We start from the raw sequence: 23,787 nt of genomic DNA on the forward strand, positions 1-23,787 counted from the left end.
TTTTTATTTATTAATTTTTGATAACTTATAGGCTTCATGCCAAGTATCTCTAACATCCTCTATTAGTGGTATTAATTTTTCTAATTTTTCTCCATCTTTTTTAATATTCACTTGTAAAAGTTCATCTTTTATAAACTCATATACATTAAATAAATTTGTTGCCCACTCTCCAGCATTCTTATCTAAGCTCACCATAAGCTCCACGAATATATCTTGTGTTCTAGTTAGATACTCATGAGCATTTTTAACATCATTTCTATTTATAGCTTCTTTAGCTTGTTTAGAAAACTTTACAGCTCCATCTACAAGCATTAATAAAAGCTGTTCCTTTGAAGCATAATTAACTGAATTATTTTTATACACATTAACTGCATTTGGGTACATATTATTCCTCCTATTTTTTTGTATCTATAAATACCCCTTTGGAGTTTTCTGATACTTCCTTTTCTCCTTCTATTTGAAGGTTGTCTACCATTACTCCATCTATAATTATCTTTTTTTCTTTTTTAGTTTTTTTCTTTTCTTCTAAAATTTTAGCGAACTTTTTATCTTCTCTAAATTTTTCTTTTTCCTCGTTATATGCTTCTATGGTTGTTCCTTCTTTTCCATGAACCTTATGATCATCTCTTTTTTCTTGAAGTTTTAATCTTAAGTCAGTATCTATTTTATTTAATTTAAATTCCATAGAATCACCACCTTAATTTTAAGCTTTTTTATCAAATAAGGATTCTGCAGCTTCAACCATTCTAGCAATTAAATCTAAAACTTTTTTAGGTGGTACTTCTAATATTACTTCTTTCGTCTTATTATCTATTATCTTTACCATAACATCGTACTTAAATTTATCATGAACCCTATACTCTGCATGACTTCCTTCATCTTCCAAAAGTTTATTTAATTTTTCCACTGCTTTATCTATATCTTTCTTAGTGAAATCTTTTTTATCCTCTGTTTGAGTTTTAACTTCAACCTTCTGAGTCTGATTTCCTGAGTAATAATCTAGGTTTAGTTGTCCTCCCTGACTAACTGAGTTAATATCCATATTATACACCTCGATTATGTTTATTTTTTTAAATTCTTAAGCGTATCTAAATTAAATGTTAAGGCTTCCTTATTCTCTTTTTCAACTTCTTCATAAAGCTCTTTCCTTAAAATAGTAATATTTCTAGGTGCCTTTATAGCTAGTTTAACAGAACCATCTTGTATTTTGGAAACTTCTATCTCTATATCTTCTCCTATAAGCAAAGTTTCGCCCCTTTTTCTTGTAATAACCAGCATCTAAATCACCTCTCAATCAAAGGATGCTTTATTTTATATTCTTCCTTATCTATTATTATCTGCTCTCCTAATTTTTTATCCATATTTATAACTATAGGAGCTTTTAGATTTACTGTGATTTTATGTACATCTGAGTTTACAGTAACTGTATTGTACAGGATAACTTCTTTTTGAGACGATATACTTAAATTTTCTGTCAAATTTTCTTTAAGTTCTATCTCATAGTTATTTTTAACCTCAAAAGGTGAAATTATAACCAGTCCTACATCCTCATCTTCTATTGATTGAAGAATTTTAAATACAGGGTTTTCTTTAATATCAGCTATTATAAACTTCTTTAAATTTTCTAACCCCATTATACCTTTTTTGAAGGTTATTACTTCCTCTTCATTATAAGTGAAAGTTCCATGCTGTTTTGTTATTAGTTCCATTTTATCTTCCTCCTATTATTTTAGGAAATCAATTAAAGAAGGTTGTATTACTTTAGATGAAGTTTGTAGTGACGCCATATAAACTGTCTGCATCATTGAATATTGCATAAGCTTTTCCGTTATGTCTATATCCTCTGTTTTTGATAAAAGTTCTGTCATATTAAAGTTTTCATCTTCATTTTTAGATTTAGCAGACTCCATTCTGTTTTGTTTAGCTCCTACTTCAGCCATTATCTTTGAAAGGTTACCCATAGTAGCTGTTAAATCAGCTAAATTTTCTCCAGTTATTTTACTTGATTCTGTAGCATCTGAAGATTCTAAATTTTTCGTTATATCACTTAAAAGCTCCATAACATTTATATTTTTGCCCTTATCACTTTTAAACATTAATACATCTGATGCTGAAACATTATATTCCATGCTAACACCTTGAGATATTTCTGTGGACATTTTTCCTTTTATCATATCTATTTGAGCTTCTATATTACTATTTCCACTATTTAAAGGAAGAAGTTCTCCATCTTTTCCTGAAAAATTCAATACATTATTCCCTGTAGTTGGATCTTCTGTAACAGTTACTGGTTTAGAAGTTGTTTTATTTCCTCCAAATAAGTATCTTCCATCAAAGTTAGTATTAAGTATCTGAGATATCTCACTAACCTTTTCATTTATTTCATCTTTTATAGCTTTTTTTTCATCTGAACCATAGGCAGCATTTCCTGCTGATATCATAAGTTCTCTAACTCTTTGAAGAGAATCATTTACCTGTCCTAAAGCTGTATCTGTAGAATCAAGCCAGTTTAAGGTATCTTTTATATTTTCGTTATATTGCTTGTTTGAAGCAATATCTGTATATAACTGCATTGATCTTGCAACTTTAAAGGGATTGTCTGATGGTTTACTTATTTCTTTCCCCGTTGTTAATTGGGTTTGAACCTTTGACATATTATATAAATTAGTACGCATATCTCTTAAATAATTGTTAGATAACATTCTGTTAGTTACTCTCATTTAGTATTCTCACCTCTTATCTTTTTAATCCATTAATAACTACATCCAGAAGTTCATCTACAGTAGATATTATTTTTGCATTTGCATTATAGGAATGTTGGAATTGAATCAAGTTTGCAAACTCTTCATCTAGTGAAACTCCTGATACAGAGTCTCTACTTTGTTCTAAAGAAGATAATAAACTATCTTGGTTTGTTACCATTCTTTCTGCTTCTTGAGACTGTACTCCAAGTTTATCTATCATATCTTTAAAGAAAGCATCTAACTTCATACCTGAGGTATCACTTGATATTTTCATACCATTGTTAGTTAGAGTTGCTCCACCTTTAGCTGGGTTAAACATGTCCTCTCTTGAGTTAATGTTTTCTCCGAAGTCTTGCACTCTAAGTAAAGTATTTTGTAACTGTGCTATAGCTAAAGCTCTATCACCATTACCTTCTCCATCTACAGTGTTGTCACCAGCGAATGCATATGAGTTATCATTGAGTTTAGCTTTTATTTTCATAACATCTTTTAAAAGTTCTGCATTTATAGTTATATTTCCAGCATTTATTTCCTGTTCTGCTTCTAGAGTAACATCTAAGTTATTAAGTTCTCCATTAGCTTTATATTTTGCAGCATCTTTATTAACAAAAAATGGTGAGTAATCTTTATCAGGATATCCACCATTGTTACTGCTCTTTGGAAGTCCTGAATGTATAGCATTTACAGAAAGTGCTATAGACTTTGCAACTTTATTAAGTTGATCTATGTACTCATTAATATCTTTTTGTACAGACATTATTCCTGAAAGTTCACCTGAGGTTGGTTTAAAATCCATAAGCTCTCCAACATGTATAACTTCTCTTGAGTTTGTTGGATAACCGTCCCCTTTAACTGGAACTCCTTCTGAGTTACTCCATAGTACTCTGTTTGCTTTGAGTTCGTTTAACTTGTCCTCAGTTAATCCAGTAACTTTAAGTGTTCCTTTGTTTAGCTCTGATGAAGTGTCTCCAAGTTTATAATAAGTTATCACATAAGTTTGTCCAGTTACATCTGTCCCATCTTTTTGTATGTCACTTATATAAGAAAATCTAGAAACATCTGAGTTTTGATCAGCTGAAACTAGTTGTCCATACTTCATATCACCTTTATCTACTGGTTTAACATCTACGCCTTCAAATTGTTTTCTATCTACTGTTATATTAAACTTACTGCTTAGTTGATCTAAAAGTAAATCTCTTTTATCCATTAAATCGTTAGGTGTGTTACCTGATACTTCAACGCTCATTATTTCTTTATTAAGTTGATCTAGCTGATTTAGTATACTATTTACATCTGTAACACTATTTTTTATTAAATTTTGAGCATTTGTTTGAAGATCTGTAAGTTTAGTGTAGGTATGATTTAATGCATCTGTAAGCGCTTGTGTTTGTTGAGCCACAACTGTTCTTGCATTTGAACTTTGTGGTTGTTTAGATAGCTCCTGCCAAGAAGAAAAGAACTTTGTCATTAAAGTAGATATTCCTGTATCTGAAGGTTCATTAAATATACTTTCTACTTCTTTTAAAAAACTGTTTTTTATATCATATTTCCCCAATGTACTATTTTCATTTCTTACTTGGTAGTCTAAAAAACTGTCTCTAATTCTTTGTATGGCAGAAACCTGAGCCCCTGTTCCCATTTGACCTGCTGTTATAGTACTTGCTGGTCTTGTTGTTTCAACTTTAGCTACTTGTCTTGAATATCCAGCTGTACCTGAGTTAGATATATTATGAGATGTTACATCTATTGTTTTCTGGGCTACAGTCATTCCTCTTTTAGCTATATTAAATGTTGAGAATAATCCTGACATAATTACCTCCTACCTATTTATCTTCCCATAAGAGTTATAGGTGTCCATATCTCTTCTTGGATTAATAAGGTTTAATAATTTATTAGTAAATACTAAACTTTGCTTAATTAATAAATCGTTTGTTTCCTTCTGTAACTTTAGTATTTCTAATAATTTCTTTATTTCTCTATATAAATTTTCTAATTCTTCATCTTCGGAGTCCCATATAAACTTTTGAAAATCTACATTTCCTACTGCTCTTCTTCTTTTAACTTCCCACTCAGCAACTTCTTTATTGGAGCCCTGAATTTCTTCTACTACAGACTCCATTTTAAATATATCTTTCTTTAGTATATACTCATGTTGCCTCTCTAGGCTATGCAAAAGTTTTTCTAGACTTTCCTTTTCTTTACTTAATATATCTTTTAAGTTTTCAACCATTAAAAGTCTTTACCTTTCATAACATTATACATAGCTCTAGAAATAGCCTTTGCAGTAGGTTTATAAGTACCATTAGCTAATTGTTTTTTTATCTCTTCTATTCTCTTAGTGTTATCCTTTAGTTCTTCTATACCATAGCTTTGAAGTGTTTTAGCTGCTTCTGATATCTCTACTTTATCTTTAACACCCTCTATTTGTTTGTTTTCTATTTTTTTTCTACTTACATTATGATAAGCATTAATATTAGTTTGAGATACACCCTTAATATTCATAACAAAACCTCCAAGCTCTTAATAATTATTCTATTTATATTATCGGACTTAATATAAATTTATTTAGAAAAAAACTTTATAATGCAAAAATTACCTAGTGAGTTGCATTATTTCCTTATTAAAAAACTAAAAGTTAAAAACTCCTATTATTATCTGAATTATTTCAGTAATAAAAAGGAGTTTCCCCTATTTTAGTGATTTTATTCTTTCTTGACCTGATACAATACTAGTTATTCTTACACCAAAATTTTCATCTACTACCACAACTTCACCATAAGCTATTTTCTTGCCGTTAACTAAAATTTCAACTGGTTCTTCTGCAAGTTTATCTAACTCGATTAAAGATCCATTTGAAAGACTTAGTATATCCTTTATACTTTTCTTTGTTCTTCCAAGTACAACGGATATTTCTAGAGGTACATCTAATATTAAATCAATATTCTTATGAGGTACTCCTGTTGCTTCATTTCTTAAAGGCTCAAAATGTGCTTGATGAACTTCTACAGGTGGCATTTGTGGTGTAGGCTCTCTGTATGTAACTGGTTCTTCGTATGTATAATGTAGTTCCTCAACCTGTATGTTTTTAGGTGGAGTTTTTTCTAAAACTTCTTGTTTAACTTCCTGTGGTTTATCCTCTTCACCCATCATTATAGCTACTATTTTTTTAGCAGTTTGTATAGGTAAGATTTGCATTATACTTGAATCTACTAAATCCCCTATAGTAAGTCTAAAAGAAACTTTAACTACAGATTCATCATCATTCATCCCTTCAGAAAGTTTATCTTTTGGATTTTCCCAAGTTTTAGATGTTGGTGGTGATATATTAACTTCTCTAGCAAACATAGTTGCCATAGATGTTGCAGCTGAGCCTATCATTTGATTCATAGCTTCTTGAACAGCTGATATCTCTATTTCTGATAAAACTTCCTGAGTAACTGTTCCATCTCCACCCATCATAAGATTAGCTATAACAGATGCATCAGAAGTTTTCATAATAAGTATGTTTCTTCCTACTATACCTGATGTATACTCTACTTCTAATATTATGTTAGGAGTTTCAAAACCATTTTTAATTTCATTTACTGTATTTATAGTTACTACAGGAGTAGTAATATTTACTTGTTGATTTATTATTTGTGATAGAGCTGTTGAGGCTGATCCCATTGAAATATTTCCTATTTCCCCCAACAAGTCTTTTTCTATATCTTTTATGATCTCTTCATCACTACTTCCTAGATCAGGTGAAGGATCGCCGCCACTTCCATTTAATAGCGAATCTATTTCTTCTTGAGAAAGAAACCCATTACTCATCGTCTTCCACATCCTTATCTAAAATATCTAGAATAGATACACCTATATTTTTTCCTACTATACCAGGCTTTGCATAATAACTTGCTTCATTTTCTACAAACACTTTGACAGGTTCAGTAAATCTATTGTCTAGTTTTATAATATCGCCTTTAACTAACCTTAAAAAATCATCTATATTTAAATGGGTTTTTCCAAGTTCAGCTGACACTTCAACATCCACAATATTTAATCTTTCTTTTATCTTTTCTTGTATATCATCTGAATCTTCTTCTGATTCATTTTTAAACCAATATTGTACTACTAGTTTGTCAGAGATTTTCTCTAAACTCATATATGGTATACACAAATTAATAAAAGAACTATTTTTGCCAAGTTCTACTGAAAAAGATATTAATGCCACCGGTTCAGCAGGTGCCAAAGTTTGATTTAAAGCTGGATTAGTTTCTAGTCCCTCCACTTTAGGTTCAACTTCTAATATATCTTCCCAAGCAAGTTTTAAGTTAGAAATTAATCCAGTATTAACTTGTTTTATTATGTTTTTATCTATATCCGAAAACTCTTTAGTTGAATAATATTTTCTCTCACCATTACCACCTAAAAGTATATCAATAACTTGATAAACAAACTGTGGATTGGTTTCAAATAAAATGTTTCCGCTTAGTGGTGGCAAAGTGAAGATAGTTAGCAATGTAGGATTAGATATCGAATGTATAAATTCTTCATAGGGCACTTGTTCTACAGTTTCTAAAGTGACTTTAACGTTTCTTCTTAACTGAGCACCTAGATAGTTTGCAATTATTCTAGAATAGTTTTCATGAATAAGTTCTAGAGTTCTAATGTGCTCTTTAGAAAACTTCTGAGGGCTTTTAAAGTCATAAAGTTTAACTTTTTGTTTCTCTTCATCCCTTTGTAGCTCCTCAGGTTCAAGTTCTCCTGTAGAAAGTGCAGATAACAAGGCATCTATTTCACTTTGAGATAAAACCTCTGCCATGCTTTTCCCTCACTTTATTATGGATTCAATAATTTATTTATATCAATTATTGTTACTATTTTATCCTCTAGATTTAATATTCCTTTTATATAGCCTTGACCTTTTGAAGAATCTAGCTTTTGCATAGTAGTCTCTTCAAGTTCAATAACTTCTTGAACAAAGTCAACGGTTATTCCTATTTGTTCACTTTCAATGTCTAATATAATCACATTAGACTGTTCACTTGTTAAATGATTATTTTCAAGAAGTAAATTTAAATCTAATAAAGATATTATGTTACCTCTTAAGTTTATTAATCCTTTTATGTATGATGGAGCATTAGGAATTTTAGTTATCTCCATCATTTCACTTATATTTTGAACATTTAGTGTTTCAACACCAAAAAACTCTTCACCTAATTTGAAGACAACAATTTGCATAGGTATCCCCTCCTAAAAGCTAACCAATAGCCTTTTTAATCGCTTCTAGCACTCTCTCTGCTTGGAAAGGCTTAACTATAAAATCTTTTGCTCCAGCTCTTATAGCATCCATAACCATGCTTTGTTGACCCATTGCTGAACACATGATAACTTTAGCTGCAGGATCGAAAGCCTTTATTTGTTTTACAGCTTCTATTCCATCCATATCTGGCATAGTTATATCCATTGTAACAACATCTGGACTTTCTTTCTTATAAAGTTCGACAGCTTTTAATCCATTGTTAGCTTCTCCAACAACTTCAAAACCGTTCTTTTCTAAAATATCCTTAATCATCATTCTCATAAAAGCAGCATCATCAACTATTAATACTTTTGACATTTACATTACCTCCGTAATTAGATTACACCTATTGCACCTAATATTTTTTCTAATGAACCAGGCATTGGTAAGAAGTAAAAATACCCTCCAGCCTCATTGTTTTTTCCTGTTAAAAATTTTGTTTCTATTTCTAGTATGTTTTCACTATATTGTGCAGCCTCAATCAATGTAGATGATAGAATCGCACTTAGCATATCATGAGCCATTGCTGGTACAGATGCCATAATTGATAGATTTGTAAATTTACTTATAGCATTCATGTAAGCTCCTGATATTATATTCCCAACTTCACAAAGAGCGGAAATTCCCATTTCTGATAATAACAAATCTTCTGAACCAAGTAAAGCTTCAACAATTTCTTTTGCAGATTCTTTTTCAAAAATAAACAGAATATTTCCCGGGCAATCTCCTAAAACTCTTATTAGTATGCCCAAAACTTCTTTTTCTTCTGTAATATTAGTAAAAATATCTTCAAAATTAATTATATTAACAAAAGGAACAGTCATATCTATTTTTTTATTCACTAATTGAGAAAGCGCAGTTGCAGCATTTCCAGCTCCTATGTTGGAAACTTCTCTAATTGCATCCAACTGTAAAGGGCTTAATTTACCATGTTCCATCTTATACCTCCTACCACTCTATTATAATAAAGCGGCTACATCAAGTATTAAAGTTACAAGTCCATCACCTAGGATAGTTGCTCCTATGTACTCTTCTAGTGATTCTAAACTCTTACCAAGTGGCTTAATTACAATTTCTTGTTGCCCTGCTAAAGAGTCTACTAGTAAGCCAACGGTTTTTCCTCCAACTTTTACTATAATAACAAATTTCTTACCTTCTTCTCTACTTTGAATATTAAGTTTTTCATTTACTCTTACAAGTTGAATAACTTGATCTCTGTAGATTATAACTTCTTTTCCATTAGTCTTTTTAATATTTTGTTCTTTATAATCAATAACTCTATCAATAAAGCCTAAAGATATGGCAAAAGTCTCGCCTCCTACCTTAACTAGAAGAGCTTGTATTATTTGTAAAGTTAGTGGAAGTTTAATTATGAAAGCTGAACCTTTACCAACTTCAGAAACTACTTCAACAGTTCCTCCAAGTGCAGATATCTTTGTTTTAACAACATCCATACCTACTCCTCTTCCAGATATATCAGTAACTACTTCATTAGTTGAGAAACCTTGAGCAAATATAAGATTTCTAATATCTTCATCACTCATTCCATCGGTATTTATACCAACTTTTTCAGCTTTAGCTTTTACTTTAGCTACATTTATGCCAGCTCCATCATCTTCAACCTTTATAACAGCCTTTGTACCTTCTTGATAAGCTACAAGTTTAACTGTTCCTATAGGATTTTTACCACTTGCAATTCTTTCTTCTTTACTTTCAACTCCATGGTCAGCAGCATTTCTAAGTAGATGAATTAGAGGTTCTCCTATTTCATCTATTACTGTTCTATCTAACTCAGTTTCAGCACCCTCTATTACGAAGTTTATTTCTTTGTCAAGTTCTACTGAAACGTCCCTTATCATTCTTGGGAATCTATTAAATACAACATCTAATGGTAACATTCTTATCTTCATTACTAAGTCTTGAAGATCTGTTGTAGTTCTTGCTACTTGTTCTAAAGTTTCATTAAGTTCTTGTGACTTGTACTTTAAACTTATTTGTTCAAGTCTAGTTCTATTAATTACAAGTTCAGAAACCATGTTCATAAGTTTATCTATACGATCTAAGTCAACTCTTACTGACTGATGAGTTTTCTTGTTATCTTTAGCATTGTTTTTACTAGTTTCAACTTGTTTTCTTTCAACTTGTTTAACTTCCTGAGTAGCTTTTGCTATCTCTTTAACTGGTACGTCTAACTTTGTATAAGCTGCTTCAACACTACTAACTTCAGAAGTTTGTTCTATTTTACTCTCATCCATATTTACATAGTTAGCTTTTACACTCACAATTTCAGAAATTCCCATAACTAAGTCATAAACTTCTTCTTTAGTTGAATGAGTTAGTAATATAAACTTTAATACAAAGTCAAAGTTTTCTGACTCTATATCTTCTGTACTTGGGAAAGATTTAATAATCTCACCATGTTCCTCTAAGTCTTTAACAACTAAAAACGCTCTCGCAGACTTTAACAGAGTTGACTCACTTAAAGTTATAACTAAACTAATTGCATTAAAGTTCTTTTCCTTAGCTTGCTTAATTACCGATAAGTCGTACTGATTTAGTTCTAATTCTTCTTTAAACACTTCAACAGTTTCTTCTACTACTTCCTCTACTACATCTTCTACTACTTCTTGTTTAGTTCCTATAGACTCTAAATCTTGTATTATAGAACTAATATCTATCTGCTCATCTACACCATCTTGGATGTTGTTTATCATCTTTTCAAGTGTATCTAGACAAGCAAAAAGAACTGTTACTACGTTCTGAGTTACTTTTAACTCTCCCTCTCTAAACTTAGAAAGTACATCTTCCATTTTATGAGTTAACTCTGCTACATTGGTAAATCCCATAGTAGCTGCCATTCCTTTTATGGTATGAGCAACTCTAAATATTTCATTTAATTTATCCATATCTCCTGGATTTTGTTCAAGCTCTAGTAAAGATTCATTTAACATTTGTAAATTGTCAAAGGATTCTTCTAAAAACATTGATAAATATTGCGATGTATCCATGTTATCCTCCTTATAGTTTTCTATATATAAAAGTAGACGCTTTTTCAAAACCATATTTTTTATAATCGTAAATAGTTTCTGTAGCTCCTACAAAAAGTAGTCCTCCCTTTTTAAGAGACTCTGCAAACTTACTATAAATAGCTTCTTTAGTATCATTATTAAAATAAATGACAACATTTCTGCAAACAATTAAGTCAAAGTTTTTCTCATAAGTCCCAAGTATTAAATCATGTTTTTTAAAAGTTACTTTCTTTTTTATAGAATCATCTATATAGTATTTATCGTTAACTTTCTTAAAATATTTATTTAAATCTGAAGGACTTACATTTTTCATTTCATTATCAGTGTATTCACCCTTATTAGCTTTACCTAAAATAGTAGTATCTATGTCTGTTGCTAAAAGAGTTAAATTCCCTTTATAATTTATATTTTCTGCAATCATTGCAAGAGAATAAGGTTCACATCCTATAGAGCAAGCTGCACTCCATATTTTTAAGGATGAGCTTTTAGCAAAGTCTTTTTTAAGTATATCTTCTAGTTGTTTAAACATCTCAGGATTTCTAAAAAATTCTGTTACGTTAATCGTAATAAAATCTAAAAATCTTTGTTTTTGATTAGGATCTTTAGATATTAATTCTTTATATTCCTCAAGATTTCTAACTCCAACTCTATTCATTAAACTTTCTATTCTTCTATGCAGCTGGTTAGGTTTATAAGCCGATAGGTTTATTCCTATATATCTATGAACCCACTTTTCAAATTCTAAGAAATCCATGGCGCCTCCTAATTTTTACTGACTATTTTTATTATACTGTCTTTTATTTGACTTAAAGGTAACACCATATCTACTTTTCCAGTATCGTAGGCTGCTTTTGGCATTCCATATATGGTACAAGTACTTTCATGTTCTGATATAGTTATTCCACCTGCATCTTTTACTGCAACAGTACCTTTTGAACCATCCCTGCCCATTCCAGTTAAAATAACAGAGACAACGTTTCCTCCATACACTTTAACCGCTGAAAACAATAAATTGTCTACTGCCGGTCTTACTCCCCATACAGTAGGCTCTTCATTTAAATGGATTCTCTTATCTACACCAACTTCCATGTGATATCCTGCTTTTGCTATATATATCTTATTTCTCTCAACTATCATGCCATCCTCTGCTTCTATTACCTGCATATTAGAATTTTCATTTAATCTATCTGCAAAGGCTTTAGTAAATCCTTTAGGCATGTGTTGAACAACAAAAACCGGAACATTTAAATCTTTTGGAAGTAGGGGAAGAACACTATATAAAGCCCTAGGGCCTCCTGTTGAAGCTCCTATTAAAAGTGCCTCCACTCTTTTTTTAGAACTTGTTACTCTTTCTATATGTACTGGTTCAACTTTATGTTTTATAGTACTTATCTTCTTGTTTACAGACTTTGTACTTCTTATCTTTTGTATTAAATCTTCTCCAACTTTAGTAATATCTAAAGATATAGATCCTGATGGTTTTGCTACAAAATCATAAGCTCCCAGTCTTAAACAATCCATGGTCAATCTTGAACCATTAACTGTTAAGCTACTCAACATTATTACTGGTGTAGATACTTTTCTGCCTTTTAATTCTTTAAGAGTTGTTACTCCATCCATTTTAGGCATTTCTACATCTAAGGTAATAACATCAGGTGTGAATTTATGTAATTTTTCTAATAAGTCTTCTCCATTTCTGGCAGTAGTAATAACTTCTAAATCATCCTGCTCATTAATAATATCTGATATTATTTTTCTCATAAGAGCTGAATCATCAACTACTAAAACTTTAATTTTATGCAATTCAACCAACTCCATTATATTTCTTTAGTTTCTTGTCCTATGGTTCTTACTATGACTACTCCATTTTGAGGATCTACAATCATAGTTCTTCCTTTATTTCCGCCTACATCTGAAGCTAATATTGGAATCTTAAGTTCCCCTAATGATTTTATTACAGCTTCAGCGTTTCTTTTTCCTATATCATTTATCATAGTTTTATCTGAAAAGTTAAACATGGAAGCTCCTCCGACAATTTTTGCCTTCAAGTGTCTTATAGAGCAGCCTTCTTTTTGCATCTTTTCCATAAGTATTGGGATTGCTAAATCTGCAAACTTATATGGATTAGTTACATTTTTAAAACTTTTACTATCAGGAAGCATTATGTGCGCGAGTCCAGCTATTTTTTTTATATTGTCATATAGAGCAATACCTATACAAGAGCCTAATCCTATAGTCATAATTTTTCCTGGTGGATTAACAATATTTAAATCTGCAATTCCAACCTTTATCTCATTGCTCTGCATTTTACGCCTCCTAAAAAATTATCTGATTTTCCTCTTCAGTTAAAACTTTAGAAAGATTTAATAGAATAACAATCTTATTATCTTCTAATTTTATTAATCCTTCTATATATCTTCCAGAGATAGCTGATGTAATTGCTTTAGACATTTCAATGGACGATGTATTAATATCCTTAACTTCATATACATTATCAACTAATATTCCAAATTTATTTGTTTGTTCCTTTGTTACTACTATCTTAGAATCCTGATCATTACTAGACTGAGGATTTAAAGAGAATTTCTTTTTCAAATTAATTATTGGAAGAATACCAGTTTCGTAATTTATAACCCCTTCCATAAAATGAGGAACATCTGGTATCAAGGTTGGTTTTTCGAAACCTAATATTCTTTCAACATCCATTATGTTAATTCCATAAAACTCATTATTTAAACTAAAAATTAAAACTTTCATCTCAGTAGATGACATAGCAATTCCTCCTATAATACAAACTTATCAATATTTACATCTCCATATTGATCTAAATATCCGTGTACATTTTTACACGGCGCATCAATAACATATTCTCTTTTACCAATTATAAATTTTGTTCCCATGTATACAACATCAGCATATATATGCCCAGTTTTGCTGGTTATTAATGTTGTTTTTCCTCCGCCTTCTGAGCCAACTATCTTGCATTTTATTTCATTCTGCGCTTTTAATGACCCTCCCCTTATAACAGAATTGTTATTTTTAAAATATATACTGCCTTGAGCGGATATATTAGATAGATAAGCGCCTTTCCCTGTAAATATTATATCCCCAGAAGATTCTATATTAGAATCTTGAGTGTAGTTTATATATAAGTTTACAGGAAGCTTTAGTTCTGAACTTAAGCTTTTAATTCTATTATCTAATAACTCTATAATTTCATATAATTCATTATAACTTTTTATTTCGCTAACGCCTAGAGAAAAAAGCTTAGTTTTTAATAGGAGTTTTATTTTTTCATTTTCTTCTCCATTTACACTTTGGTTTACTAATAGTATTCGTACCTTACTAGATAATGTTTTAAATTTGCTTTCAAGCAGTGTAAGTATTAGTTCACCATCTCTAACGCTTCCAACATTTAAATTTCTTTCCTTTATTTGTGTTATAACATCTATTAATTCAGATAAATCCTCTCTAATCCCCTTAAATAAGTACACTTCATTCATTGCGAGAGTGTTATCTCCTCCTGCAATGACTCGTCCTCTTATTACAGTTCCTTTTAGGGTCATCTCTCCCTTTGAGGTTAAAAAGGCTCCTTCAACATTTTTTTCAACTATTAATGAATTTCCTGCACTAACTGTCATTCCATCCTTAATGTTGCCCCTTACATGAACATCACCAATAAAATGTATATTGCCACTTTTTACATCTACATCAACATCTTGATTAAAAACTTTATAAACGTAAAAGACTCCCCCTTTAACGCAAGGTCTTCCATCAGTAGATGAATATACTTTATTATCTTTAATGTAGCAGCCTTCTCCAGCTTTTAAGTTAATTTTATTAAATGTTTTTCTTTTTTTTGCTTTCCCAAAGATATCAATACCATCTTTCCCTTCAGATCCCTGTATTATCTCTCCTAAGGGTTGATTAGCTTCAATATTTGCTATATCATAAAAATTTCTGTAATCAACTTTATCTAAATCTCCATGCTCTTTTGACTTAGTCTCTTCAGCAAAAAATATATTAATCCTATCTCCCACATCATCAATAGGCTTTAATCCTTCTGCTACTGTTATTCCTTCTACTATTTCTTTCTTTGTAAGCTCTTCTATTACATCCTCTTTTATACCAAAGGTTATTCCATTACTTTTTAAAGCGTCTTTTATTTCTTCTTTAGTAAATTTAGGTGGGTAGTTTTTTTCTTTTTCAACTATTTCAATATCTATGTTATAAGTTCTTTCACAATCTTTAATAGAGTAATTAATTTCTGGTTCATAAGTAATCCATAAATTAGCTTTCATATTATCATCTGAGGTTTCTATATTTAAATTTCTTTTAGCTTCTTTTTTTTCTATATGATAGTCTAAGTTGTTTTCTTCTAAAACTTTTATTTTATTAAAAACTCTTTCCTCATCTACAAAAAATTCTATGGTTTCTGGTATGTTTATTAGTGCTGGTTTTTTTTCATTTTTAGGATTCTCTATTAAAAACTTTCCGTCAATAATAGAAACATATCCTTTATCATCTATGATTTCCTTTGGTGTTACTTCAAGTTCTATACTCTTTTTAAACAAACCTTTTTTTTCATTAAGTATTCTATAACTTAATCGTTCTATAGGTAAATTTAATTCGTCGCAAGCTTCCTTTAAAGCATTTTCCAAAGTATCACTTTTTATTACAATTCTCTCCATAAACATACCCCTTTCAACAAGACAAGTATACCATAATTAGCTAAATTTATAAATTACTTTTATTTGCATTAACATAAGTATTTATCTTATCATCGTATGTTTTTATCAAAACCTTTATAATCTCATTAACATTTGAATTAAATATTCTATCATTAACTGAAGTAATTGGTAAAATTTTAGGAGATGTACCTGTTATAAATAGTCCATCTAATCTATCTAAGTCTTTATAATTAACTTTTTCTTCTTTAAAATCTATATTGTTTTCGAGGCATAGCTCTATGATTTCTCCTCTAGTAACTCCCGGAAGTACAGCTTCAAGAGGTGATGTTATAATAGTATTGTTTTTTACCATAAAGATGTTAGATCTGCTTCCTTCAGTTATATCTCCGTTTCTATCCACTAATATAGCTTCATAAGCATTGTTTTCTTTTATTTCTTTATTAACTAAATCCCTAAAGCTATCATTAACTATTTTTGCATTAGGATTTGTTCTTTCTCCAAAATACAATATAGTTTTAACACCTTTTAAATATTGGTCTTCTGTAGGATAACTATGAGGTATAAAAAATATCTTAAGTTTGTTATCTTCTGTAACCTCTATTGTTATTTTTACATTTCCATCTTTAACTTTATTAGTTTTTGAAAGTTCTATTATAGAGTTTTTTATCTCCTCATCCTTATATGGATTTACCCTATCTATTATTTTAAATGAGTTATTCATTCTTTCTAAATGATTTTCTAAAAAAAGAGGAACTCCATCAATTACTCTTAAAACTTCATATATTATAGTTCCTTTTGGTTCTTCAAAATCTTTTGATAATTTCTTCAAATTATTTTCTATAAAATATTCATGTAAACAAGGCATGTGTATCAACTCCTAAATATTAGTTTTAGATATATTATAGCTCTTAATTGTTAAAATAAAAGGTGCACAATACAAATTATATGTATTATGCACCTAAAAAATCTTAAGCTAATTCATCTTGATAGAATTTTGATACTATCTCGAATTCATTTTCATCTTCTACAGGGATTAGAGACTCATCTGTATCTGCTTTCATTAAGAAAACTGAATCATCATTTGGATCTTGAATTAATGCATACACATTATTCTTTAAAGACTCTTCACTACCTGTATATTCAAAGCTATCTACAACATCAAATGATACTATATTTCCATTTTCATCTTCAAAATCAACTACTAGAGTTTCTCCTTCTTCATGATCATGGTCATGTCCGCATCCACATTCATGGTCGTGATCATGATGATGGTGTTCGTGGTCGTGTCCACATCCACAGCTTTCTTTTTCTTCACCTTCGCAGCCGCATTCACAGCCATTATTTAATTCTTTATCTGTCATATTAATTCCTCACCTTAACTAGCTATATACTAGTAAGTATGAGAAGTCACCTCCTTATATAAAAATGGTACTCTTTTCATTTTAACCGTAATATCTAAATATTAAAAGAAAAATTTTAAATTTTCTTAAATAAATATTTATTCCTCTTCAAAAGCATCTAGAAAACTATGTTTAACTCCACCTTTTTCCCATCCTAATATGGAGTCCATAGCTACATTTTCTGCTGCTTTAAATATTGATTTATCAACATTTTCAAAATTCTTCTTTAAGTTTTCTATAAGTTCTTTTATTTCATATCTCTTATTACCTGTCTTTTTAGCTGCAACCATACAAGCGCAGTTAAGAGGCCATATTCCTGAACTTTGAGTAAAGCTTTGTATAGACTGTTCTTCTATGTAATACATGGGTCTAATAAGTTCTATTCCTTCGAAGTTTTTAGCCTTAAGTTTAGGTAACATAGTTTTAAAATTACCTGCATATAAAACATTTAGCATAGTTGTTTCTATAACATCATTAAAATGATGACCTAAAGCAAGCTTATTGCAACCAAGTTCCTGTGCTTTTGAATACAAAGATCCTCTTCTCATCCTAGCGCACATATAACATGGATATTCTTGTGCTATCTTATCTACAACATCAAAAATTCCTGATTCATATATCTGTACAGGTATGTTTAGATGTTTACAGTTATCTATTAAAAGTTCTTTTATATTTTCATGGTACCCTGGGTCCATAGCTATAAACTCAAGTTCAAAATTAACTTGCCCATGTTTCTTAAGTTCTTGAAAAAGCTTTGCCATAAGCATCGAATCCTTGCCTCCTGATATGGCTACCGCTATCTTATCTCCCTCTTCAACAAGTTTATAATCCTTTACCGCCTTTATAAACTTAGTCCAAATCTTTTTTCTATATTTCTTAATTAAACTTCTTTCTATTTCGTCTAGTGGTTTTCTTTCATTAAAAGGTACTAATATTTCACAACCTTCTCCTGCTGTTTTACTCAAGTTTTTCACCTCTTTATTTTTATAACGGTTCTAATCTTTTGTTATTATAACACCATTTTTTTTATTTGTCCTGACTTTTTTAGTTGAGAACTGAAAGTTGAAATTTGAGAATTAAATGAGAACTAAAAATAGACAATTAACATCTGAAATTTCTCATCTGTCAACTGTCCACTTTTATCTTATAGTTATTAACTTACTTTATAGTTACTTGTAATTCCCTTAAGTATTCCTGATTTTTTAAGATAAGAAAATAGAGGAACTCCTACTAAAGTTACAACTACAAACTCACCTAAACCTACTTGGAACATTGTTAATGCAAGTGGGGCTTGCACAACATAGTACAACATGTATCCTATCATAACACCATTAATGATAGTCGGCCATAAAGATGCAATAACTGTAGCTAAGGTTGGTTTTCTTATGAATCTCATTGTATAACTCATAAGTACTAAAGATATAAAGGTTGCTAAGGTTCCAACTACTATATCCATCATCCCATATGGTCCTAAAAGATTAGCTAAAAAACACCCTAAAGTTAACCCTCCTATATAAAATGGATCCAATAAAACTAGTAACACCATAATTTCCGATACTCTAAATTGTATAGGTCCATAACTAATTGGTGCTAAAAAATAAGTTAGTGCTGCGTATAGTGCTGCTATAAGTGCTGAAAATACTATTCTTCTTGTTTTCATACTTTCCTCCAAAAAAATTATTTTGAAAGCCTGGTAATTAATAAAAAGCCGTAGAAATATAGATATACTTCTACGGCTTTAAGTCAACAAAAATAAATAGGAGAGATAAATCTCCTACTACATGTACAACTTAATGTATTAATGCCGTAGTTTTGTTTTAAGGCAGGAGGCTTCCGAACTGCCTTTGTTAAGTTTACCTTCCTATTATATGTTATGATTACCTTAAAATCAATATTTTTTAAATAGCAATTTATTACTGTATTATAGAAAAAGCTTGAGTTTTATTGTGGTTAACAAAACTCAAGCTTTTTCCTATTTCTTATTTTTATTTGCTACTAACTCTTTTTCAAATTCTTCCACTGCATTTTTTGTAAAATTACCTACTCTTACCCATTTAACGCCTTCACTATTGCTGCCTTCATACACCTTATGCTTCAACTTCACCACTCCTTTTAGGATAATTACTTATAAAGCTACTACCTAGAATTAGTATTCCTCCTATTACAGTGTTTATGCTTATTCTTTCACTTAAGAAAACTGCTCCAAAAATCACCGAAGAAACAGGATCAATGTAACTTAATACTGCTATTTTATCTGTAGCTACATCCTTAAAACTAGAAAAGTACAGCATGTACGCAATTCCAGTATGTACAACTCCTACAAAAAGCAGCATAACTAAGGTAAACTCATTCTCAACTCTAAAGTTTCCTCTAGTTATTACTAGTGGAAGCAAAATAACTATACTTAAGGTCATTTGTATTAGTGTTCTAATAATATCATCTATGTTATTAAGTTTCTTGTTCATTAAAACTATTAAAGCATATACTACAGCAGCAGCTAAGGCAAAAAACATTCCCTTCATATGATTATATTCACCTGAAGTTCCTCCATTTGCTATTAGTATTAATGCTAATCCTGATATAGCTACAAATACTGAAATCAAACTTTTAAGTTTAATTTTTTCTTTAGTTACTATAGGCGAAAGCAAAATAGTAAATGCAGGTGCCAAGTAATAAATCAAAGTTCCATTCCCAACTGTTGTATACTTATATGACTGAAATAAAAATACCCAGTTTAGTCCTAAAAGTAAACCTAACATAATTAATATAAAAATTGATTTTTTATCACTGTTTTTTAATGACTCTATAATAGGTTTTTTAAAATAAAATTTATTTATCATAAAAATAAACAAACTTCCAACTACAGCTCTTGAAAATGCAATCTCAGTAGAGCTAAGAGGTATATTTTTTACGAATATGCCCAAACTTCCCCAAATTAGCATAGCCCCTATTAATTTAAAACTACTTTTTTTATTCAAAAATATTACCCCCATTCTTAATTATCCATTTTCAGCTAACTCTAGTAATTTGTCAACAAAAAAGGCTATCACAAATTTGTGATAGCCTTAAACTTTTAATTATCTCTCTTCCCTAAAGTAAGGTAAACTTAGAGACTTAGGTGGTGAGTTCTTTTTGGATTTTTTACTTGAGATTATAACTAGAACTACTATAGTAACCACATAAGGTAACATACTTAAAACATATGAAGATACTATAGGATTAGCTATTCTAAATCCTACTATATCAAGTCCTCCAAATAAGTATGCTCCAAGTAGAGCCTTATATGGATTCCATGCAGCAAATATAACTAAGGCTACAGCTATCCATCCTCTACCTGCTGTTATATTGTCTGCCCATACTGGAACATATACTAATGAAAGGTACGCTCCACCAAGACCAGCTAAAGCTCCTCCAAGAAGTATGTTAACATACTTATATAAACTTACATTTATACTTACAGCATCTGCTGCTCCTGGATTTTCTCCAACTGCTCTTAAGTTTAAACCTACTCTAGTTTTGTATAAATAAATTCCAACCATTATAGTTAATACATAAGATATATAGATAAAGGTATCATGATTAAATAATATATTCCCTAAAAAAGGTATATCTCCTAATACAGGTATCTTTGTTTCAGCAAAAAAGCTTTTAACACTGTCAGGCACAACCTGGCCTACAGCCTTTTGTCCAAGTAATGAAGATACCCCTGTTCCAAATATAGTTAAAGTTAAACCTGTAACAACTTGGTTAGTTCTAAATGAAACAGTTAAAACCGCATAAATTAAACCACCAAGCGCCCCTGCTCCTGCTGCTGCAAAAAGAGCAAAGATAGGATTTCCTGTTTTATATCCTATTAAAAATCCAGATATAGCTCCTAAAAGCATCATACCTTCTACCCCAAGATTTAAGTTACCAACTTTTTCACATAAAATTTCTCCCAAGGTAGCTAATAAAAGAGGTGTTCCTGCAATTATCGCTGCATGTAAAAATGATTGAACATTCATTATTTCACCCTCCTAAAGTCTATTCTATATCTAACAAACATTTCACTAGCTAAAACACAAAATAGTATAAGAGCTTGAATAACTGAAGCCGCTGCATTAGGAATTCCAAACGCAGTTTGTATATAAGCTCCACCTTGAGTAAGTCCTGCAAATAATATAGAAACTATTACTGCAAATATAGAATTTAGATTAGATAACCAAGCTATTATTATGGCAGTATTTCCTGCTCCATTTGTAATTTCTGTAGATAAAGTTTGACTTACAGCAGAAGCTTGTATAAATCCAACAAGACCACATAAAGCTCCACTTATAAACACTGCTTTTAATATGGTTTTATTGATATTTATTCCTGCATACTTTGCAGTATTAGTACTATCACCTAAAACAGCTATTTCATACCCCATTTTACTATGCTTCATAAATATATAAAAAACTACTACAATTATAAGTGCAATTATCCACCCTATATGTACTCCAAAAACTCTAGGTAATATAGCATTATCCTGAAAGTTAGCTATTTTAGGAAAACCCATAGCATTTTTGTCTTTTAATAAATCAAACTGAAGTAAAGTTATAAATTTTAGTGCAACATAGTTAAGCATCAATGTTATTATTGTTTCATTTGTATTAAAATAAACTTTCAATACTCCAGCTAAAGCCGCCCATAACCCTCCGCAGATTATAGCTGCTAAACACATAACTAATAGAAGTACAGGTTTTGGAAGTGAAGTTAAGTTTAAAGCAACTATAGTTGCTCCAAAAGCTCCCATAAATATCTGTCCTTCTCCACCAATGTTCCAAAAAAGCATCTTAAAGGCTACGCCTACACCTATAGCCGCTATAAGTAGGGGTATAGCTGTTATTATAGTTTGTCTTATTCTATTTCCAGTACCAAATGCTCCTTTAATCATTCCAGAAAATACTTCAATAGGATTATGTCCTAGGGTAACTAAGAACAATCCTGCAATAACTATAGCTATAACTATAGCCATAACTCTTATTCTAATACTTACAGATTTATTTATATCTTCTCTTTTAACTAATCTCAAAGTTTTATCCTCCTCTAGGCTTTGGCTCCTACCATCATGAGTCCTAATTTTTCTCTAGTTGCTTCTTTGCTCTTTATAGTTCCACTTACATTTCCATTACATATAACCATTATTCTATCGCACAATTGCATTAGAACATCTAAATCTTCCCCAATGAAAAGAACAGCAGTCCCCTTCTTTTTAGCATCGTTAATTAAACTATAAATAGTAAAGCAAGTATTAATATCTAATCCTCTTACTGGATAGGCCATAACTAAAAGTTTAGGATTAACACTTAGTTCTCTTCCTAATAATATTTTTTGAATATTACCGCCAGATAAGTTTTTAATAGGATAATGAATTGACGGTGTTTTTATTTCTAGTTGATCTTTAAGTTCATGCGCTTTTTTCTCTATAGGTTTTCTATCTATTAATAATCCTTTTTGAGAATAATAAGACTTTAACAAAAGATTATCTACCATATCCATAGAACCAACTAAGCCCATACCTAATCTATCTTCTGGTATAAAACTCATGCTTATTCCTTTTTTAACAAATTCTCTAGGATTTTTCCCAGCTAAATTTTCTCCATCAAATACAATAGCTCCATTTTTAACTTTAGTAACTCCAGCTATAGCTTCACAAAGTTCTTTTTGTCCAGCTCCAGCTATACCAGCTACACCAAGTACTTCTCCCGCTTTAATATTAAAGGATATGTTTTTAATTGCTTCTATTCCTTCTTCACTTAAAACGGTTAAGTTTTCAACCTTTAGGAGTTCTTGTCCTTCTTTTACTTCAACATTTTCTATAAATAAGTCTACTGCTCTTCCAACCATAAGTTCAGTTAACTCTTTAGGCGTAGTTGCATCTTTGTGAAGAGTTTTTATACTTTCACCTTTTCTTAAGACTGTAATTTTATCACATATTTCCATAACTTCATCCATCTTATGGGATATGAATACTACAGCACAGTCCATCTCTTTCATTCTTCTCATGATTTTGAACAGTTTTTCAGTTTCTTGAGGCGTAAAAACAGTAGTAGGTTCATCTAATATAAGTATCTTAGCTCCTCTATAAAGAACTTTTAGAATCTCAAGGTTTTGCTTTTCTCCCACAGACATATCTGATACATACTTATCTAAATCTATATCTAAATCATATTTTTTGCATATATCTATAATATCTGCATCTGCTTTTTTAACTTTACTAAATAGCCCTTTTTTCATACCTAATAGTATGTTTTCTCTAGCAGTCATAGCTTCTACTAGTTTAAAGTGTTGATAAATAGTACCAACTCCTGCATCCATAGCTTCTTTAGGAGAAGTAAAGTGCACTTCTTTTCCATCTAGTTCTATAGTTCCTCCATCTGGCGAGTAAACTCCAGATATAATACTTATTAATGTACTTTTTCCTGCACCATTTTCCCCAAGTAGTGCATGAATTTCTCCTTTATAAAGTCTAAGATTTACGTTATTATTAGCAATTACTTTTCCAAATCCTTTTGATATGTTTTTCAACGCTATTACTGGTGTATTATTACTCATTTACGCCTCCATAAAATTAAAACTGAAGAAATTTTACTCTCTTCAGTTCTATTATTTTTAATC

The 23,787-nt window shown here is 30.5% G+C and carries 29 protein-coding genes; all 29 read right to left on the reverse strand.

Features of this window, described 5'->3' with window-relative positions:
- Positions 1-3: 3 nt before the first annotated feature.
- Positions 4-384 carry a flagellar export chaperone FliS gene (gene fliS / locus L1S49_RS03675; RefSeq protein ID WP_238902594.1) on the reverse strand — a complete coding sequence of 127 codons (381 nt, stop codon included), beginning with the start codon at positions 382-384 and terminating at the stop codon, positions 4-6.
- Positions 385-394: 10 nt separating this feature from the next.
- Complete coding sequence (locus L1S49_RS03680) at positions 395-685, reverse strand: hypothetical protein (RefSeq protein ID WP_238902595.1); 291 nt, start codon at positions 683-685, stop codon at positions 395-397.
- An 18-nt stretch (positions 686-703) separates the two neighbouring features.
- Entirely contained in the window at positions 704-1,042 is a 339-nt protein-coding gene (locus tag L1S49_RS03685) for a flagellar protein FlaG (protein ID WP_238902596.1), read from the reverse strand.
- A gap of 20 nt (positions 1,043-1,062) precedes the next feature.
- A complete protein-coding gene (gene csrA / locus L1S49_RS03690; protein ID WP_238902597.1) occupies positions 1,063-1,278 on the reverse strand; it encodes a carbon storage regulator CsrA in 216 nt (71 codons plus the stop codon).
- Positions 1,279-1,283: 5 nt separating this feature from the next.
- A complete protein-coding gene (fliW, locus tag L1S49_RS03695; protein WP_238902598.1) occupies positions 1,284-1,709 on the reverse strand; it encodes a flagellar assembly protein FliW in 426 nt (141 codons plus the stop codon).
- A 15-nt stretch (positions 1,710-1,724) separates the two neighbouring features.
- The gene (gene flgL, locus L1S49_RS03700; RefSeq protein ID WP_238902599.1) at positions 1,725-2,720 is read right to left on the reverse strand and encodes a flagellar hook-associated protein FlgL; all 996 of its coding nucleotides are present in this window, start codon (positions 2,718-2,720) and stop codon (positions 1,725-1,727) included.
- Between the two features lie 16 nt (positions 2,721-2,736).
- Positions 2,737-4,554 carry a flagellar hook-associated protein FlgK gene (gene flgK, locus L1S49_RS03705; protein WP_238902600.1) on the reverse strand — a complete coding sequence of 606 codons (1,818 nt, stop codon included), beginning with the start codon at positions 4,552-4,554 and terminating at the stop codon, positions 2,737-2,739.
- A 9-nt stretch (positions 4,555-4,563) separates the two neighbouring features.
- Positions 4,564-4,974, reverse strand: a complete 411-nt coding sequence (locus L1S49_RS03710; protein ID WP_181601064.1) for a flagellar protein FlgN — start codon at positions 4,972-4,974, stop codon at positions 4,564-4,566.
- On the reverse strand, positions 4,974-5,246 hold the full coding sequence (locus tag L1S49_RS03715) for a flagellar biosynthesis anti-sigma factor FlgM (RefSeq protein ID WP_073018607.1): 273 nt from the start codon (positions 5,244-5,246) through the stop codon (positions 4,974-4,976). The genes L1S49_RS03710 and L1S49_RS03715 overlap by 1 nt, the downstream gene beginning before the upstream one ends.
- Before the next feature lie 186 nt (positions 5,247-5,432).
- Positions 5,433-6,557, reverse strand: a complete 1,125-nt coding sequence (gene fliY / locus L1S49_RS03720) for a flagellar motor switch phosphatase FliY (RefSeq protein WP_238902601.1) — start codon at positions 6,555-6,557, stop codon at positions 5,433-5,435.
- On the reverse strand, positions 6,550-7,548 hold the full coding sequence (gene fliM / locus L1S49_RS03725) for a flagellar motor switch protein FliM (protein WP_238902602.1): 999 nt from the start codon (positions 7,546-7,548) through the stop codon (positions 6,550-6,552). The genes fliY and fliM overlap by 8 nt, the downstream gene beginning before the upstream one ends.
- A gap of 17 nt (positions 7,549-7,565) precedes the next feature.
- Complete coding sequence (locus L1S49_RS03730) at positions 7,566-7,967, reverse strand: chemotaxis protein CheW (RefSeq protein WP_073018604.1); 402 nt, start codon at positions 7,965-7,967, stop codon at positions 7,566-7,568.
- Between the two features lie 19 nt (positions 7,968-7,986).
- Positions 7,987-8,346 (reverse strand): response regulator, encoded by a 360-nt coding sequence (locus L1S49_RS03735; RefSeq protein WP_073018602.1) that lies wholly within the window; start codon positions 8,344-8,346, stop codon positions 7,987-7,989.
- 17 nt (positions 8,347-8,363) lie between these two features.
- Positions 8,364-8,966 carry a chemotaxis protein CheC gene (locus L1S49_RS03740; RefSeq protein ID WP_073018599.1) on the reverse strand — a complete coding sequence of 201 codons (603 nt, stop codon included), beginning with the start codon at positions 8,964-8,966 and terminating at the stop codon, positions 8,364-8,366.
- A 21-nt stretch (positions 8,967-8,987) separates the two neighbouring features.
- On the reverse strand, positions 8,988-11,036 hold the full coding sequence (locus L1S49_RS03745) for a chemotaxis protein CheA (protein ID WP_238902603.1): 2,049 nt from the start codon (positions 11,034-11,036) through the stop codon (positions 8,988-8,990).
- Positions 11,037-11,046: 10 nt separating this feature from the next.
- A complete protein-coding gene (locus L1S49_RS03750) occupies positions 11,047-11,811 on the reverse strand; it encodes a protein-glutamate O-methyltransferase CheR (RefSeq protein ID WP_021800886.1) in 765 nt (254 codons plus the stop codon).
- Between the two features lie 8 nt (positions 11,812-11,819).
- Positions 11,820-12,860 (reverse strand): chemotaxis response regulator protein-glutamate methylesterase, encoded by a 1,041-nt coding sequence (locus tag L1S49_RS03755; protein ID WP_238902604.1) that lies wholly within the window; start codon positions 12,858-12,860, stop codon positions 11,820-11,822.
- A gap of 14 nt (positions 12,861-12,874) precedes the next feature.
- Positions 12,875-13,363, reverse strand: a complete 489-nt coding sequence (locus L1S49_RS03760) for a chemotaxis protein CheD (protein ID WP_238902605.1) — start codon at positions 13,361-13,363, stop codon at positions 12,875-12,877.
- Between the two features lie 10 nt (positions 13,364-13,373).
- Positions 13,374-13,829: a chemotaxis protein CheW gene (locus tag L1S49_RS03765; RefSeq protein ID WP_021800882.1), complete on the reverse strand. Its 456-nt coding sequence runs from the start codon at positions 13,827-13,829 to the stop codon at positions 13,374-13,376.
- A gap of 11 nt (positions 13,830-13,840) precedes the next feature.
- A complete protein-coding gene (locus L1S49_RS03770) occupies positions 13,841-15,748 on the reverse strand; it encodes a FapA family protein (RefSeq protein WP_238902606.1) in 1,908 nt (635 codons plus the stop codon).
- 46 nt (positions 15,749-15,794) lie between these two features.
- Positions 15,795-16,613, reverse strand: coding sequence for an aminotransferase class IV (locus L1S49_RS03775; protein WP_238902607.1), 819 nt, complete (start codon positions 16,611-16,613; stop codon positions 15,795-15,797).
- Between the two features lie 103 nt (positions 16,614-16,716).
- Positions 16,717-17,109, reverse strand: a complete 393-nt coding sequence (locus tag L1S49_RS03780; RefSeq protein WP_021800879.1) for a DUF1292 domain-containing protein — start codon at positions 17,107-17,109, stop codon at positions 16,717-16,719.
- Positions 17,110-17,246: 137 nt separating this feature from the next.
- A complete protein-coding gene (locus tag L1S49_RS03785; RefSeq protein WP_073018586.1) occupies positions 17,247-18,113 on the reverse strand; it encodes an ATP-binding protein in 867 nt (288 codons plus the stop codon).
- 188 nt (positions 18,114-18,301) lie between these two features.
- On the reverse strand, positions 18,302-18,808 hold the full coding sequence (locus L1S49_RS03790; RefSeq protein WP_238902608.1) for a QueT transporter family protein: 507 nt from the start codon (positions 18,806-18,808) through the stop codon (positions 18,302-18,304).
- Positions 18,809-19,120: 312 nt separating this feature from the next.
- Positions 19,121-19,246 (reverse strand): hypothetical protein, encoded by a 126-nt coding sequence (locus L1S49_RS23165; protein WP_275299511.1) that lies wholly within the window; start codon positions 19,244-19,246, stop codon positions 19,121-19,123.
- A complete protein-coding gene (locus L1S49_RS03795; RefSeq protein WP_238902609.1) occupies positions 19,236-20,126 on the reverse strand; it encodes an EamA family transporter in 891 nt (296 codons plus the stop codon). Before L1S49_RS03795 ends, L1S49_RS23165 begins: the two co-directional genes overlap by 11 nt.
- 99 nt (positions 20,127-20,225) lie before the next feature.
- Entirely contained in the window at positions 20,226-21,152 is a 927-nt protein-coding gene (locus L1S49_RS03800) for an ABC transporter permease (protein ID WP_073018580.1), read from the reverse strand.
- Positions 21,152-22,144, reverse strand: a complete 993-nt coding sequence (locus L1S49_RS03805) for an ABC transporter permease (RefSeq protein ID WP_238902621.1) — start codon at positions 22,142-22,144, stop codon at positions 21,152-21,154. Before L1S49_RS03805 ends, L1S49_RS03800 begins: the two co-directional genes overlap by 1 nt.
- Positions 22,145-22,215: 71 nt before the next feature.
- Positions 22,216-23,724 (reverse strand): ABC transporter ATP-binding protein, encoded by a 1,509-nt coding sequence (locus L1S49_RS03810; RefSeq protein WP_238902610.1) that lies wholly within the window; start codon positions 23,722-23,724, stop codon positions 22,216-22,218.
- Positions 23,725-23,787: the final 63 nt, after the last annotated feature.

Origin of the sequence: Clostridium sp. YIM B02506 (assembly GCF_022324845.1) — a bacterium.
GTDB lineage: Bacteria > Bacillota > Clostridia > Clostridiales > Clostridiaceae > Clostridium_T > Clostridium_T intestinale.